Here is a 15,289-nt window from a genome sequence, read left to right as displayed (position 1 = left end):
TGCCGTATGTGGTCGAGGCAGGGCGTGCTGCTGCCCTCACCCCTTGCCCTCTCCGCGGATGGGGAGAGGGGGAGTGGGTGCCGTGCGGGTATGTCGTCCGGGACTGCGTCAGCCCCGGCAGGTCCTGCAGCGTCGGATCAGGCGGACTTCAGCGTGCCCTTGGGCAGCACGGTACCGATCGAACCCTTCTGCACGCGGATCTCGACGCCGTTGGAGATCTCCACGGTGACGAAGCTCTCACCGATCGAGCGCACGGTGCCGGCGATGCCGCCGCCGGTGATGACCTCGTCGCCCACCGACAGCTTCTCCAGCATGTTGCGGTGTTCCTTCGCGCGCTTCATCTGCGGGCGGATCATCAGGAAGTACATGATCGCGATCAGGATGATCGGGAACATCAGCGTCTGCAGCATGCTCGGCGCGGCCGGCGCCGGGGCGGCGGCGTAGGCGGGAGCGATCACGAAATCCAGCAGGTTCATCGTCGGGTCCGTAAGGGGTTGTGCGAAAGACAGCGGGCGATTATGCCACGCGGCCGGAGCCGGCGCGGCGCGCTGCCCGCCGGGCGGCGGCTGACGGCAGCCGCGTCAGGGTGCTCCGCCCGCGAGGCGTGCGTGGAAGGACTCGCGGAACGCGCTGAAGGTTCCCGCCTCGATCGCCGCGCGCATGCCCGCCATCAGCTGCTGGTAGTGCCAGAGGTTGTGCAGGGTGCCGAGGATCGGACCCAGCATCTCGTTGCAGCGGTCGAGGTGGCGCAGGTAGGCGCGGCTGTAGCCGCCGGCGCAGGCCGGGCACCCGCAACCTTCCTCGATCGGGCGCAGGTCGTGTTCGTATTTCGCATTGCGGATGCGCACCGCGCCGCTGGCGGTGAAGTAATGGCCGTTGCGCGCGTTGCGGGTGGGCATGACGCAATCGAACATGTCGACGCCGCGGGCCACCGCCTCGACAAGGTCCTCCGGGCGGCCGACGCCCATCAGGTAGCGCGGGCGGTCCCCGGGCAGCTGCGGGCAGGTGTGGTCGAGCATCGCGTTGCGCTCGTCCTCGGTTTCGCCGACGGCAAGCCCGCCGATCGCGTAGCCGTCGAAACCGATCGCCTTGAGGCCATCCGCCGAGCGGCTGCGCAGGTCGTGGTGCACCCCGCCCTGGACGATGCCGAACAGCGCGGCGTCGTTGCCCTCGTGGGCGCGCTTCGAGCGCTCGGCCCAGCGCAGCGACAGTTCCATCGAGCGATCCACCACGTCCTTGTCGACCGGCCGCCCGTCGACCTGCACCGGCGGGCACTCGTCGAAGATCATCACGATGTCCGAACCCAGCACCTTCTGGATGTGCATCGACTCCTCCGGCCCGAGGAACACCTTCGAGCCGTCGGTGGGCGCGGCGAAGGTCACCCCCGCCTCGGTGATCCTGCGCTTGTGGGCCAGCGAGAACACCTGGAAGCCGCCGGAGTCGGTGAGGATCGGGCCATCCCAGCGTGCGAAGCCGTGCAGGCCGCCATGCGCCTCGATCACCTCGAGCCCGGGCCGCAGGTACAGGTGGAAGGTGTTGCCGAGGATGATTTCCGCACCGAGTGCGCGCACCTGGTCGGGCAGCATGCCCTTGACCGTGCCGTAGGTGCCGACCGGCATGAACGCCGGGGTTTCCACCGTGCCGCGCGGGAACGCGAGCCGGCCGCGGCGGGCGGCGCCATCGCGGGTGAGGAGGTCGAAGCGGAGTCGGGACATGGAACGGCACGGGGCGAGCGGCCGCGCATTGTAGACGCCACCGGCACGTCGCCCGGCGCGTGCGTTCAGTCGCCGGCCTGTCCTGACGGGATGCCCGCCGTCCCCGCGGATGGGAACAGCAGCATGGCGTCGCCGTAGGAGAAGAAGCGGTAGCGCGCCCGCACCGCGTGGTCGTACGCGGCGAGGATGCGTTCGCGGCCGCTGAAGGCCGAGACCAGCATCAGCAGGGTGGATTCGGGGAGATGGAAGTTGGTGACCAGCGCATCGACGCTGCGGATGCGGTAGCCGGGATAGATGAAGATGCGCGTCTCGCCGGCAAAGGGTTGCAGCTCGCCTTCGGGCATGGCGCTCTCGAGCGCACGCACCACTGTCGTCCCCACCGCGATCACCCGTCCGCCGGCCGCGCGCGTGGCCTGCACCTGTGCGACCAGATCGGCGCCGACGTCGAGCCATTCGCTGTGCATCAGGTGCGCGTGGATGTCGTCGACACGCATCGGCTGGAAGGTGCCCGCGCCCACGTGCAGGGTGACGTGGCCGAAACCGACGCCGCGTGCGCGCAGGCGCTGCAGCAGCGCCTCGTCGAAATGCAGGCCGGCGGTGGGCGCGGCCACCGCGCCGGTGTTGCGCGCGAACACGGTCTGGTAGCGGGCGCTGTCGCCGGCGCCGGGCTGACGACGGATATAGGGTGGCAGCGGCAGCTGCCCCGCCCGCTCCAGCCACGCATCGAGCGGCCCATCCACGTCGAAGCGCAGCAGGTAGAACGCCCCTTCGCGGCCGAGCACCCCGGCCTCGCCGCCGCCCTCGAGGATGATGCGGGTGCCGGGGCGCGAGGGCTTGCTGGCACCCAGTTGCGCGCGCGCCTCGTTGCCGGGCAGCAGCCGCTCGATGAGGATCTCCACCCGCCCGCCGCTGGCCTTGTGTCCGAAGACCCGCGCCGGGATCACCCGGGTGTCGTTGAACACCAGCAGGTCGCCCGGCTGCAACAGCTCGGGCAGATCGGCGATGCCGCGATCCTCGAACGCGCCCTCGCCCGGCGGCACCACCAGCAGCCGGCTGGCGGAGCGCTCGGCCAGCGGCGCCTGCGCGATCAGTTCCGGTGGCAGTTCGAAGTGGAAGTCGGACTTCTTCAAGGCAGGCACGGCGGGAAACGGGGCGTCATTGTAGGTGCGCGTGCGGGCGCACTCACGGGTTGGGGCGCGCCGGTTCGTGCACGGCGCGCCGGGGTGACAGGCGGGGTGGTCCGGATGCGGGCAGCAGCTCACGTCGGCCGGCGCTGCGACTGACGTCGTGGCGTGCAGGCGCCTGGTGCCCTCGCCCCAGCACCTGCTAGCGCAGGTGGTTCCCCCCGCTCCCGCGGGCGGGAGGGGCGGTGCTGTCCCGCGCCTGCGACGTGGGACGGTTTATCTTTCGAACTTGGCCGACAGCACGATCGACGAGGTGGTGCGCTCGACGCCGTCCAGCGCGCCGATGCGGTCGGTGAGCGCATCCATGGCCTCCACGCCCGGCGCCATCGCCAGCGCGACCAGGTCGAACGGCCCGCTGACCGAATGCAGGGCGCGCAGCTCCGGCATCGCGTGCAATGCATCCACCACCGCCGGCATCTGCTTCGGCGCCACGGTGATCATGATGTGGGCGCGGATATGGCCGCGCTCGGCCGCGCTGCCCATCCGCACGGTGTAGCCGGCGATCACGCCCTGGCGCTCCAGCCGCTCGATGCGGCTGTGCACCGTGGTCCGCGACATCCCGAGCCGTCGCGCGATCTCCGCCGTGGACGCGCGCGCGTTCTCGCGCAGTACCGACAACAGGCCGCGGTCGGCCTCGGAAAGCTTCATATGTCACCGGGTTACGTCGATATGACGATGATCGCCTGATTTTCGTACAAATCCGGTCTGTCGATCGACGATCGAGTCGCCAATAATGAAGGTGACGTTCACGACAGGAGGCCGCCCATGGCCAGCATCACCCAGATCCTCGCCCCGCTGCGCGCGCATGGCGGCCATTGCCGCACCCCGGGCCTGGACGACGCCGCGCTCGCCCGCTTCGCGGAAGACGCCGGCCTGCAGCAGGCCGCGGTGAACGCGGTCGAGGCCTACCTGCGCATCCGCGAGGAGTTCTCCGACCTGCTCGATCTCGACGAGGACGCGCAGATCCAGGCCGTGCAGGCCGGCTTCGTGAATTTCTATCCGGTGGATGGCGTGAACCCGTACGTGGCGCTCGCCGCGCACGGCCCGTGGATCATCACCCTCAAGGGTGCGGTGATCCACGATTCCGGTGGCTACGGGATGCTCGGCCTCGGCCATACGCCGGAAGCGGTGCTGGACGCGATGGCCCGCCCGCAGACGATGGCCAACATCATGACGCCGAGCCTGGCGCAGCTGCGCTTCGAACGCGCGGTGCGCGCCGAGATCGGCCATACCCGTGGTGGCTGCCCGTTCGCGGCGTTCCTGTGCCTGAACTCCGGCTCCGAGTCGGTCGGCCTGGCGGCACGCATCGCCGACATCAACACCAAGCTGCAGACCGATCCCGGCGCGCGCCATGCCGGCGCCACCGTCAAACGCATCGTGGTCAAGGGCAGCTTCCACGGCCGCACCGAACGCCCGGCGCTGTATTCCGACTCCACCCGCAAGACCTACCTGCAGCACCTGGCGAGCTTCCGTGGCGAGGATTCGCTGATCGCGGTCGAGCCGTACGATGCCGCCGCGCTGGAACAGGTGTTCGCCGACGCCGCCGCCAACGGCTGGTTCATCGAGGCGGTGTTCCTGGAGCCGGTGATGGGCGAAGGCGACCCGGGCCGTGCCCTGCCCCGCGATTTCTACGACACCGCGCGCCGCCTGACCCGCGAGCACGGCGGGCTGCTGCTGGTGGATTCGATCCAGGCCGGCCTGCGCGCGCACGGCGTGCTGTCGATCGTCGACTATCCCGGCTTCGGTGATGCCGACATCCCGGACATGGAGACCTATTCCAAGGCCCTCAACGCCGGTCAGTACCCGCTCTCGGTGCTGGCGGTGAACGCGGCCTCGGCGGAGCTCTATCGCAGCGGCGTCTATGGCAACACCATGACCGCGAACCCGCGCGCGCTCGACGTCGCCAGCGCCATGCTCGGCGCGATCACCCCCGAGCTGCGCGCCAATATCCGCAATGCGGGCGAGCAGTCGGTGGCGAAGCTGGAGGCACTGAAGGAGGAGCTCGGCGGCCTGATCACCAGGGTCCAGGGCACCGGCCTGCTCTTCTCCTGCGAACTGGCGCCCGAGTTCAAGTGCTACGGCGCGGGTTCCACCGAGGAGTGGCTGCGCGAGCGCGGTATCGGCGTGATCCACGGCGGCGCCAACTCGCTGCGCTTCACTCCGCATTTCGCCATCGGCGACGACGAGCTCGACCTGCTGGTGTCGATGGTCGGCCGTGCACTGCGCGAAGGCCCGCGCCGCAGCGAGGCCAGGGCGGCCTGAGGCCTCTACGCCCGTCTCCCGTTACGCGGGAGACGGGCTGCTATCGCCGCCGCTGCAACCGCCACGCGCGATGGATGCGCGGGTTGCGTGCGAAGTCCGGCGGGATCGTCCCCGCACTGATCTCCTCGCAGCCGGCGAATGCGGCTATCGCGTCGACATCCAGCCGGAAGCGGCGGAAGTTGTTGCTGAAATAGAGGACACCGTCCAGCGACAGCCGTGCGACCGCCGCCTTCAGCAGGCGCACGTGCTCGCGCTGGATATCGAAATCATCGGCACGCGCGGAATTGGAGAACGTCGGCGGGTCGCAGAACACCAGGTCGTACTCGCCGCGCTCGGCTTCAAGCCACGCCAGCGCATCGGCCTGCACCAGGCGATGCAACCGGCCGCCGATCCCGTTGGTCTCCAGGTTGTCCGCCAGCCACTGCAGGTAGGTGCCGGACAGGTCGACGCTGGTGGTCTGCGCCGCGCCGCCCACCGCCGCCTGCACGGTCGCCGCGCCGGTGTAGCAGAACAGGTTGAGGAAGCGCATGCCGTCGGCTTCGGCCGCGATGCGCGCGCGCAGCGGGCGGTGGTCGAGGAACAGCCCGGTATCGAGGTAGTCGAACAGGTTCACCCGCAGCAGCGCATCGCCCTCGCGCACGGTGAGGAACTCGCCGCGCGCATCGAAGCGGCCGTACTTGCTGCCGCCCTTGCCTTTCGCGCGTGTCTTCACCGCCACCCGTTCACGCGGCACCCCGAACACCTCGCGCGCGGCCGCGAGCAGGTCCGCGAGCCGGCGCCGGGTGATGTCCTCGGGAATTTCCGACGGTGCCGCGTACTCCTGCACGTGCAGCCACGGCGCGTCCGGCGCATCCACCGGGGTGTAGACATCGATCGCCGCGGCGTACTCCGGCAGGTCGGCGTCATAGGCGCGGTAGCAGCTGATGCCCTCCTGCGCGCGCCAGCGCTTCGTCGCACGCAGGGTCTTGCGCAGGCGGTTGGCGACCATCTGCGCCCCGTCCGACAGCGGCCGTGCGATCTCCTCGCGCGGCGCCTGCGCCAGCGGCTCGACCACGATCAGGCTGCACTCGAGTGCGCCGTTGAACATCCGGTAGCGCTTGCGCGCGCGCAGGCCGGTGACGTGCGCGAGGTCGTCGTCGCCGCACAGCAGGCTCGCCCGCCACTCCGGTGCGATGCGCTGCAGGGTCTGCCCCAGCGCGCGGTACAGCGCCGGATCCGCGGCCAGGCGCGCATCGTAGGGCGGATTGGCGACCACCAGCCCCGGCGGTGCATCACCTTCGCGCGGGCCCGGCGGCAGGTCGGCCGGCTGCAGCGAGCGCAGGTCGGCCACGCGCAGGTCGACTGCATGGGCGACGCCGGCGCGCCCGGCGTTCTCCTTCGCGGCGGCAATCGCCTCCGGATCGACATCGGTGCCGAGGAAGCGCGGCGCCAGCGCGGCCAGCCCGGCTTCGGCACGCCGGGTGGCATCGTCATGCAGCTCGCGCCAGGTGTCGCGGTCGAAGCCGGCCCAGCGCGACGGCGCGCGGCCCGGCACGTCGCCGCGATGCAGCCCGGGGGCGACATCGGCAGCGACCAGCGCGCCCTCGATCAGCAACGTGCCGCTGCCGCACATCGGGTCCAGCAGGGCCGCACCCTGCGCATGCAGGCGATCCCAGCCCCCGCGCGCCAGCACCGCCGCCGCCAGCGTTTCCTTGAGCGGCGCCTCGTGGTGCGCCTGGCGCCAGCCGCGGCGATGCAGCGGCCCGCCGCCGAGATCCACCGACAGGATCGCGCGCCCCTTGCGCACGACCAGGTTGAGCCGCAGGTCGGGGTCGTCGAGGTCGACATCCGGACGGGTGCCGTCGTGTTCGCGCATCGCGTCGACCACGGCGTCCTTGATCCGCTGCGCGGCGAAACGGGCATGGGTGATCGCCTCGCCGGAGACATGTGCATCGACCGCGACCGTCATCCCCGCCTCCAGGTGTTCGTGCCACGGCAGTGCACGCGCGCCGGCGTACAGCGCGGCCTCGTCGGGGCAGTCGTAGTCGGTCAGCGGCCACAGCACCCGGCTGGCCAGCCGCGACCACAGCACGGCGCGCTGCGCGTCCACCAGTTCCCCCTCGACGTTCACGCCGGCCATGGCCGCGGTCGCGCGTGCGCAACCCAGGGCGACAAGCTCGTCGGCAAGCAGGTATTCCAGGCCCTTGGCGCAACTGGCGAAGAACTTCATCGGCGATCCGGACACGAAGGGCCGGCCATTGTCGCGCGGATGCGCGGCCGGCGCCCGTGGACGATGACCTCAGAGCCCGGCCAGCAGTTCCGCGAAGGCTTTCGCCGACGCATCCACGTGCGCCGCGAGGCGGTGGCTGTCGTCGACCAGCAGCAGGCGCGCGCGCCGCGGCTGCGCCCAGGCCACCACATCGGCGGCGGTGATGAGCTCGTCGTCCCAGCCGTGGATGACGGCGGTCGGCACCGCGGCGGCTTCCAGCGCCGGCGCCTCGCCCATCCGCACCGGCGGCGCCATCAGGAACAGGCCGGCCACCGGCACCTCCAGCGAGACCCGGCCGGAAATCCATGCGCCGAGGCTGGATCCGGCCAGCACCAGCGGTCCGCCCGCGGCCGCGGCATGCGCGCGTGCCCGCAGCCGGTCGAGCCTTGCGGCGACATCGCCGAGCCGGCTCACTTCGTGACGCGCATCGAGGTCGGTGTAGTCCGGACGCTCGTGGCTCCAGCCAAGGCGCTCGGCGACGTCCGCGAGCGCGGTGACCTTGGTCGCCTCGGGGCCGCTCTCGAAGCCGTGCGAGAGGATGCAGTGGCCGCGCACGCTCATGCGCCGATCCACTCCACGGGGTCGCCGACACGCAGCACGCCGCCCTCGATGATGCGCGCGCACAGCCCACCCATGCCGCGCATCGCGTTGTAGCCGCCCGGGCCGAGCGTGGCTTCCATCTGCGAGCAGGGGTCGCAGGGCGCGGTGCCTTCCAGCACCACCTCGCCGACGCGGAACCGCCAGCCCTTGAGCGCGATCACCGGGATCCCCGAGACCACCAGGTTACGCCGCAGCACGGCCGGAGTGAGTGCCGGCACCCGCGCAAGCGCGGCGATCGCGGGCAGGTGCTCGGCCTGGATCAGGGTGACACCACGCTTGCCGCTGCCACCGGTGTACCGGTCGCCCTCGAGGCCGCCGCCGGCCTGCGCGAGGGTGTCGTCGAGCTCGACCACCGGCGCACCGCGCGACGGGCGCACGCCGATCCACTCGACCCGGCCACTGGCCGGAAAGCGGCTCATCAACCGGTAAAGGTCGGATTCCGGGGGCGGCAGTCGGCTCATCCCGCGAAATGCTAGCAGGCGCCGCAGCGGTCACGGTCGCATCGCGCGACATGCCGGCGTATCGCCCCACGCCGCTGCTAGCATCCGCCGGCATGAGGACACCGCTTCCCGCGATCCAGATCGATCACCTGCCCTACGTGGCGCGGCTGCAGGCGCGCGATATCGCCGACATCGATCTCGTGGTCATCCACTGCACGGAACTCCCCGACATGGCGATGGCGCGCGAATACGGCGAGCGCGTGCTGTATCCGCAGGCCGGCACCGGCGCCGCCGGGCACTGGTATGTGGACCGCGACGGCAGCCTCCACGAATACGTGCCCGCCGGGCGCATGGCGCACCACGTGCGTGGTTGGAACCCGCGCTCGGTGGGCATCGAGCTGGTCAACACCGGGCGGTATCCGCACTGGTACGACAGCCGCCACCAGGCGATGACCGAGCCCTATCCGGATGCGCAGGTCGATGCGCTGCTGGGCCTGCTCGCCCACCTGCGCGCCGCCCTGCCCGGCCTGCGCTTCATCGCCGGCCACGAGGACCTCGACACCGACCGCATGCCCGCCAGCGACGATCCGGCCCGCAGCGTGGCACGCAAGGTCGACCCGGGCCCGCTGTTCCCGTGGCCGCGGGTGCTCGCGGGGTGCGGGCTCGAGCGCCTGTCGCCGCCTGCGTCCTAGCCCCCGCGCCGTTGCCGGCGATGCAGGGCGCGCCGCCTATAATCCGCGGTCCTCCTGCGCTGCCCTCCAAATGAACCCGCACGTTGCCGAACTGGTCGAACTGCTGACGCTCGAACGCCTGGAAAACGACCTGTTCCGCGGCCAGAGCCGCGACATCGGCACCAAGTACGTATTCGGCGGGCAGGTGCTGGGCCAGGCGCTGTCCGCCGCCCAGGCCACGCTGGCGCAGCCGCGCACCGCGCATTCGCTGCATGCCTACTTCCTGCGTGCCGGCGATGTCGACCATCCGATCGTCTACGAGGTCGACCGCACCCGCGAGGGCGGCAGCTTCTCGGTCCGCCGGGTCACCGCCATCCAGCACGGCCGGGTGATCTTCTTCTGCGCGGCCTCGTTCCAGGCCGACGAGGGCGGCGCGGCCACCCACCAGCTGTCGATGCCGGAAGTGCCGGCGCCGGAGGACATCGCGCCGTCGCCGTCGGTGCCCGACGCGGTGCTGGCGACGCTGCCGACCAAGGTGCAGCGCTGGCTGAGCCGCAGCGGCCCGTTCGAGTTCCGCCACGTCTATCCGCGCGACGAGCTCAACCCGCCCAAGCGCCCGCCCTACCAGCAGGTGTGGTTCCGCCTGGCCGAAGCGGTCGGCGATGCGCCGGAGCTGCACCGCGCCCTGCTCGCCTACGCATCGGACTTCCACCTGCTGGGTACGGCCACCTTCCCGCACGGGATCAGCTACTACCAGCCCAACGTGCAGATGGCCTCGCTCGACCATGCACTGTGGTTCCACCGCCCGTTCCGCGTCGACGACTGGCTGCTGTACTCCATCGACAGCCCCAGCGCGCAGGATTCGCGCGGCCTGGCGCGCGGCATGATCTACGACCGCAATGGCCGCCTGGTGGCCAGCACCGCGCAGGAAGGGTTGATCCGCGTCGTCCGTGACGCCCAGGCCGCGGCCCAGGTGCCGTCGCACGAATGACAGAGGTTGCAGCAACGTGAGAGAGGTCTTCAGCAGTCCGCGGCTCGAGAACGTGGAAAAGGTCGCGCAGTGGCTCGAGGAACAGGGCATCCCGGTGCGCATCACCAACGGCCGTTCCTACCACGGCAACCGCCGCCGCCACTTCAACTACCGCACCGCCGGCAACACCCCGCAGGCGGCGGTGTGGGTGATCCACTCCGAGGACCAGCCGCGCGCGCGCGCGCTGATGCGCGAGGCGGGGCTGTCCGGGCCCACCACGCGCCCGGTCGCACAGTCCCCGGTGGGGACCGGCAACGCACTGCCGCAGGTTCCGGCCGAACCGGTGCTGCCGCCTTCGGCGCTGCAGCGGATCAGCCGCTTCCGCCGCGTGCTGCTGATCGTCATCGCGGTGATCGCGGCCATGGCCATCTGGGCGGTCTGAGCGCGTCATCGCATGGTTGGCGGGTGGCGCGGCGCGCGTCACACTTGGCCCGGCCCTGCGTCAGGGAATGACCTCCCGAACCGGACACCGCCATGGACATGGCCTGCGCGCTTCCCATCGACGAGCTGATCTCGCGTGAGCTGCCGGCCGCGGCGCGCGGCGATGCGCACGCCTACGGCCGCATCGTGGCTGCCAGCCAGAACACGGTGACCGCGGTGGCGCTGGCGATCACCCGCGACGTGGCCACCAGCGAGGACATCGCCCAGGAAGCCTTCCTCTCGGCATGGCGGCACCTGCCGCGGCTGCAGAACCCCTCGAGCTTCCTGCCCTGGTTGCGGCAGATCACCCGCAACCTCGCCCGCGACCACCTGCGCGCGAACCGCAACCGCCCGCTGGATGGCGAGGCCGCGGAACTGGCGATCGCCCGCGCCGCCGATCCGGAGCAGTGCCCGGCCGGGCGCCTGCTCGACCAGGAACGCGATGCGATCGCCGCCGAACTGATCTCCGAACTGCCCGAGGACAGCCGCGAGGTGCTGCTGCTGTATTACCGCGAGGGCCAGAACTCGAAGCAGGTGGCGGCGCTGCTGGGGCTGTCGGATGCGGCCGTGCGCAAGCGGCTGTCGCGTGCACGGCGCTGCCTGCGCACCGAACTGCTGGAGCGCTTCCGCGATTTCGCCAACGGCAGCGCGCCGGCGACGACGTTCGCGGTGGCGGTGACCGCGGCACTGGGCGGGATCAGCAAGCCGGCGGCAGCGGCCGGCATGGCGACCACCGGCAGCACCATCGCCGGTGGCCTCGCCGGCAAGCTGGTCTTCGGTACCGCCGGCGCGGTGGCGTCGGGCATGCTCAGCGGAGTGCTCACCGCGTGGCTGTTCCGCCGCGTGCTGACCCGCTATGCCGACAACGCAACCGAGCGCCGCGCGATCCTGCGCGCCTACGACACCTACCTGCTGACCGCGCTCGCGTGCGGGTTCCTCGTCGGTGTCACCTGGCTGGCGGAAACGCGCATCCTCATGTACGCGGCGATCGGCGCCAGTTTCGTGGTGCTCAACTACATCATGCTGGTGCCGGTGCCGCGGGTCATGAACCCGCTGGTGCAGCGCGATGCGCAACGCAACCCGCGCAATGCCTACTGGCGCACGCTCGGCTACCGGCTGTCGATGGGGCCCAGCGGCTTGCTGATCAGCAACCTGGTCGTCGCCGGCATCCTGGCGATGTATTACATGCAGGGCTGATCCGCACCCGCGCCGCATGCCGGCAATCCCCCTGGGGCAAATGACGACGCCCGCGCAGTTGCCTGCGCGGGCGTCCGGTCACGTGCGTGGACCGTTGGATGGGTGCTCAGCGGCCGCGCTGCGGACGCAGTTCGTTGCGCTCGAGGACGCCGTCGCCGTTCTCGTCCAACCAGGCGAAGCGGCTGGCGATACGCGGCATCTTCTCGTCGACCTCGACCCGGCTCAGCCGGCCATCGCCGTTGAGGTCGGCGGCGCTGAAGCGCTCGTCGAAGCGGCGCTGCATTTCCGCCTCGCGCTGCGGCCGCTGGGCCTCGGACCAGCTGCGCAGTTCGCCGCGGCTCAGCAGTGAATCGCGGTTGCGGTCGATGGCGTCGAACTGCGCCAGCAGGTCGGGGCGTGCGCGGTGTCCGGTGCGCGCGGCGCGCTTCGGGTCCGCACCGGCACGTGCCTCGCGTGCGGCGTTGGCCGCCTCGAGCTCGCCACGGCTGATGCGGCCGTCGCCATCGGTATCCAGTCGCGCCAGTGCGTCGATGCCGGCGTGGCGGTGGCCGCCGCGATGGCCGCCACGGGGCCCGTGGCCCTTGCGTGCGCCGCGCAGTTCCCCGCGCTGCAGGCGGCCGTCGCCATTGGCATCGAGGTCGTCGAAGCGCGCGGCCAGCCGCGTGGATGCCGCGGCTTCGGTGCGGTCGATGACGCCGTCGCTGTTGCTGTCGAGCTGCAGCACGCGGGCGTGGGGGGCCTGTTCCGGCGGGGCAGCGTGGACACCGGCTGCGGCGAGCATCGCCAGGGTGGCGGCGGCGAGCATGTGGATCTTCATCGTGCCTATCTCCAGTAGGCGGCGTGATTGGCCGCTGGTGAGCACATCAACGCCCGCTGCGCCGTGCACGTTGACCGCCGGCCAGCCGCGTTCAGGCGGGCGACAGTCGCAGGCCGCGCGACCCGCTCCGGTATCCTTCGCGGCGATGCCGTCCTTCCCCACCCTGCCGGCCCGGCTCGTGTCGATCCTCGGCCACCCGCTGCTGGTGTTGCCGCTCGCGCTGCTGTTGCCGATGGCCACGATCGATGCCGCAGGCACCGCGCGCGCCGCCGCCGGCATCGCGGTATGCGCGGCGCTGGTGCTGGGATGGTCGTGGTGGCGCGTGCGCCGCGGACACTGGCGGCATGTCGACGCCAGCAACGTGCACGAACGTCGCAGCCTCAATGTGTTCCTGCTGCCGCTGTTCGTGCTTGGCGCACTGCTGGCGTCGCCGCAGCCCGGGCTGTCGCTGCGCCTCGCGCTGGCCGCGGCGATCATCGCCGTGGCGCTGCTGGCGACGCGCTGGTGCAAGCTGTCGCTGCACGCCGCGTTCGCCGTGTATGCCGCGCTGCTGCTGGGCGCATGGCAGCCTGCGGCGGGCGTTGCGATGCTGCTGTTCGCGATCGCCATCATCGCCTCGCGGCTGGCGCTGGCTCGCCACGGCATGCGCGACGTCGTCGCCGGAGGCGTGGTCGGCGGGCTCGCAGGCCTGCTGGCGGGATGGAGCACCGCGTGAGCGCCGTCAGCGACAACCTGCGCCTGTTCCACACCGGCACCCATGCCTGCGGCTACTGGCCCGAGCGCGAGGCACGCGACCTGGTGCTCGACCCACGCGACGCGCGACTGCCGGCGTTCTACGGCCAGGCCCTGCAGTGGGGCTTCCGCCGCTCCGGCGACATCGTCTACCGCCCGCATTGCGCCGGCTGCCGCGCCTGCGTGCCGGTGCGCATCCCGCTGGACCGTTACCGGCCCGACCGCAGCCAGCGCCGCTGCCTGGCCCGCAATGGCGATGTCGAGGCACGCGTGCGCCCGGCCAGCCGTGACGACGAGCGGCTGGCGCTGTACCGCCGCTACCTGCAGGCGCGCCATCCGGGCGGCGGCATGGACAGCCACGGCGCTGTCGAGTTCGACCAGTTCCTGCTCGGCCGCTGGGCGGATGCCCGCTTCCTGGAACTGCGCGCCGGTGGCCGGCTGCTGGCGGTGGCGGTGACCGACCTGGTCGAAGGCGCACTGTCGGCGGTCTACACCTTCTACGAGCCCGACGAGGCTGCGCGTGGCCTCGGCACGCTGGCGATCCTGCGGCAGATCGAATGGGCCCGGCGCGATGGCCGCCAGCACCTGTATCTGGGCTACTGGATCGACGGCCACGGCAAGATGGACTACAAACGCCGGTTCCGCCCGCTGGAACGGTTCGATGGCCGCGGCTGGCGCGACATGTGCGAGGACGACCCCACCCGATGATGCGACTCCTGCTGCTGCCTGTTGCGCTCGTGCTGCTTGCCGGCTGCGTGCGCGTCAACGTCCACGGCGACCCCGCCGCCTACCGCCGTGCCATGTCCGATTCCGATCTGCGCGTCGCCACCTACAACGCCTCGCTGTATGCCGACACCGCCGGCGGGCTGGTCGCGCGGCTGGCCAATGGCGACGCCGATGCCCGCAAGGTGGCGGCGGTGCTGCAGCGCGTGCGCCCGGACGTGGTGCTCATCAACGAATTCGACTTCGATCCCGACGGGCGCGCGGCCGACCTGTTCCAGCGCGACTACCTCGAGGTCGCACAGCCCGGGGGCGGTGCCGCGCTGCGCTATCCCTACCGCTACTTCGCGCCGGTCAACACCGGCGTGGCCAGCGGGCTGGACCTCGACGGCGATGGCCAGGTGGGCGCTGAAGGCCGCGCGTACGGCAACGATGCCTGGGGCTACGGCCTGCACCCGGGCCAGTACGGCATGCTGCTGCTGTCGCGCCACCCGATCGACGGCGCACGCGCGCGCACCTTCCAGCACCTGCGCTGGAGCGCGCTGCCGGATGCACGCCGGCCGGTGCTTCCGGACGGCCGCCCGTTCCATGCCGATGCGGTGTGGTCGCAGTTGCGGCTGTCGTCGAAGTCGCACTGGGACGTGCCGGTGCGCACGCCGCTGGGCACCGTGCACATGCTGGCCTCGCACCCCACGCCGCCGGTGTTCGATGGCCCGGAGGACCGCAACGGCCGCCGCAACGCCGACGAGATCCGCCTGTGGCGCGAATACATCTCGCCCGGCGCGAAGCCATGGCTGTGCGACGACGCCGGCGCCTGCGGCGGGCTGCCCGGGGACGCGCGCTTCGTGATCCTCGGCGACCTCAACAACGATCCGGCCGATGGCGACGGGCTGCACGAGGCGGTGAACGCGCTGCTCGGGCATCCGCGCGTGGTGCGCCATCCCACGCCATCGAGCGCCGGTGCCCTCGCCGCCGCGCGCGCCGCGCCCGCGGTGCACGCCGGCAGGGGCGGCAACCCCGCCCATGGCACCGGTGACTTTGGTGGCCGTGTCGGCGTGCTGCGGCTGGACTATGCGTTGCCGTCCACCGGCATGCGCCTGGCCGGCACCGGCGTGTACTGGCCGGCACCGGGCGAACCGGGCGCGGACCTCGTCGACGGTTCGGACCATCGGCTGGTATGGGTCGACCTCGCACCCTGAAAAGGGGTCCGTTGCGGAGCGTGCTGCCCGGCCACGGGACACAGCGGATCGGCG

General features: G+C 71.4%; 16 protein-coding genes. 8 read left to right on the top strand and 8 right to left on the bottom strand.

The features are described 5' to 3' along the window. Window positions 1-137 precede the first annotated feature (137 nt). From yajC to LDO11_RS05075, 4 genes are all read right to left on the bottom strand, one after another. Window positions 138-476 carry a preprotein translocase subunit YajC gene (gene yajC / locus LDO11_RS05090; RefSeq protein WP_232140590.1) on the bottom strand — a complete coding sequence of 113 codons (339 nt, stop codon included), beginning with the start codon at window positions 474-476 and terminating at the stop codon, window positions 138-140. 105 nt (window positions 477-581) lie between these two features. Beyond that, entirely contained in the window at window positions 582-1,715 is a 1,134-nt protein-coding gene (gene tgt / locus LDO11_RS05085) for a tRNA guanosine(34) transglycosylase Tgt (RefSeq protein ID WP_232140589.1), read from the bottom strand. A 65-nt stretch (window positions 1,716-1,780) separates the two neighbouring features. After that, window positions 1,781-2,845, bottom strand: coding sequence for a tRNA preQ1(34) S-adenosylmethionine ribosyltransferase-isomerase QueA (gene queA, locus LDO11_RS05080; RefSeq protein WP_232140588.1), 1,065 nt, complete (start codon window positions 2,843-2,845; stop codon window positions 1,781-1,783). Window positions 2,846-3,115: 270 nt separating this feature from the next. Continuing rightward, window positions 3,116-3,547, bottom strand: coding sequence for an Lrp/AsnC family transcriptional regulator (locus LDO11_RS05075; protein WP_232140587.1), 432 nt, complete (start codon window positions 3,545-3,547; stop codon window positions 3,116-3,118). Between the two features lie 117 nt (window positions 3,548-3,664). On the opposite strand from LDO11_RS05075, the gene LDO11_RS05070 reads away from it, so the two are divergent. Further along, window positions 3,665-5,161, top strand: coding sequence for an aminotransferase class III-fold pyridoxal phosphate-dependent enzyme (locus LDO11_RS05070; protein ID WP_232140586.1), 1,497 nt, complete (start codon window positions 3,665-3,667; stop codon window positions 5,159-5,161). A 40-nt stretch (window positions 5,162-5,201) separates the two neighbouring features. Here LDO11_RS05070 and rlmKL read toward each other — a convergent pair whose 3' ends face one another. The 3 genes from rlmKL to LDO11_RS05055 all read right to left on the bottom strand — a co-directional run bounded on the left by rlmKL (window position 5,202) and on the right by LDO11_RS05055 (window position 8,470). Next, window positions 5,202-7,370 carry a bifunctional 23S rRNA (guanine(2069)-N(7))-methyltransferase RlmK/23S rRNA (guanine(2445)-N(2))-methyltransferase RlmL gene (gene rlmKL / locus LDO11_RS05065; protein ID WP_232140585.1) on the bottom strand — a complete coding sequence of 723 codons (2,169 nt, stop codon included), beginning with the start codon at window positions 7,368-7,370 and terminating at the stop codon, window positions 5,202-5,204. A 69-nt stretch (window positions 7,371-7,439) separates the two neighbouring features. Then, the gene (locus LDO11_RS05060) at window positions 7,440-7,970 is read right to left on the bottom strand and encodes an alpha/beta hydrolase (protein WP_129136221.1); all 531 of its coding nucleotides are present in this window, start codon (window positions 7,968-7,970) and stop codon (window positions 7,440-7,442) included. Continuing rightward, window positions 7,967-8,470, bottom strand: coding sequence for an MOSC domain-containing protein (locus LDO11_RS05055; protein ID WP_232140584.1), 504 nt, complete (start codon window positions 8,468-8,470; stop codon window positions 7,967-7,969). Before LDO11_RS05055 ends, LDO11_RS05060 begins: the two co-directional genes overlap by 4 nt. Before the next feature lie 92 nt (window positions 8,471-8,562). Between LDO11_RS05055 and LDO11_RS05050 the strand changes: the two genes are divergently transcribed. The 4 genes from LDO11_RS05050 (at window position 8,563) to LDO11_RS05035 (ending at window position 11,767) form a co-directional block, all read left to right on the top strand. Then, entirely contained in the window at window positions 8,563-9,141 is a 579-nt protein-coding gene (locus LDO11_RS05050; RefSeq protein ID WP_232140583.1) for an N-acetylmuramoyl-L-alanine amidase, read from the top strand. Between the two features lie 70 nt (window positions 9,142-9,211). After that, window positions 9,212-10,111, top strand: a complete 900-nt coding sequence (gene tesB, locus LDO11_RS05045; RefSeq protein WP_129136224.1) for an acyl-CoA thioesterase II — start codon at window positions 9,212-9,214, stop codon at window positions 10,109-10,111. A gap of 16 nt (window positions 10,112-10,127) precedes the next feature. Beyond that, a complete protein-coding gene (locus LDO11_RS05040) occupies window positions 10,128-10,532 on the top strand; it encodes a DUF2007 domain-containing protein (protein WP_129136225.1) in 405 nt (134 codons plus the stop codon). Between the two features lie 98 nt (window positions 10,533-10,630). Then, the gene (locus LDO11_RS05035; RefSeq protein ID WP_129137301.1) at window positions 10,631-11,767 is read left to right on the top strand and encodes an RNA polymerase sigma factor; all 1,137 of its coding nucleotides are present in this window, start codon (window positions 10,631-10,633) and stop codon (window positions 11,765-11,767) included. Window positions 11,768-11,873: 106 nt separating this feature from the next. Here LDO11_RS05035 and LDO11_RS05030 read toward each other — a convergent pair whose 3' ends face one another. After that, window positions 11,874-12,584: an EF-hand domain-containing protein gene (locus LDO11_RS05030; RefSeq protein WP_232140581.1), complete on the bottom strand. Its 711-nt coding sequence runs from the start codon at window positions 12,582-12,584 to the stop codon at window positions 11,874-11,876. Between the two features lie 145 nt (window positions 12,585-12,729). On the opposite strand from LDO11_RS05030, the gene LDO11_RS05025 reads away from it, so the two are divergent. Genes LDO11_RS05025 through LDO11_RS05015 form a run of 3 tightly spaced genes read left to right on the top strand, consistent with a single transcriptional unit; the run spans window position 12,730 to window position 15,235 of the window. Continuing rightward, window positions 12,730-13,299 carry a hypothetical protein gene (locus tag LDO11_RS05025; RefSeq protein WP_232140580.1) on the top strand — a complete coding sequence of 190 codons (570 nt, stop codon included), beginning with the start codon at window positions 12,730-12,732 and terminating at the stop codon, window positions 13,297-13,299. Then, window positions 13,284-14,024 (top strand): arginyltransferase, encoded by a 741-nt coding sequence (locus LDO11_RS05020; protein WP_129136227.1) that lies wholly within the window; start codon window positions 13,284-13,286, stop codon window positions 14,022-14,024. The genes LDO11_RS05025 and LDO11_RS05020 overlap by 16 nt, the downstream gene beginning before the upstream one ends. Next, window positions 14,021-15,235: an endonuclease/exonuclease/phosphatase family protein gene (locus tag LDO11_RS05015; RefSeq protein ID WP_232140578.1), complete on the top strand. Its 1,215-nt coding sequence runs from the start codon at window positions 14,021-14,023 to the stop codon at window positions 15,233-15,235. Before LDO11_RS05020 ends, LDO11_RS05015 begins: the two co-directional genes overlap by 4 nt. The last annotated feature ends 54 nt before the right edge of the window (window positions 15,236-15,289 follow it).

This window comes from Alterluteimonas muca (assembly GCF_021191595.1).
Taxonomy (GTDB): Bacteria; Pseudomonadota; Gammaproteobacteria; order Xanthomonadales; family Xanthomonadaceae; genus Luteimonas; species Luteimonas muca.
Note: the sequence above shows the minus strand (reverse complement) of the source record. Positions and strands in the feature narration are given on the sequence as shown.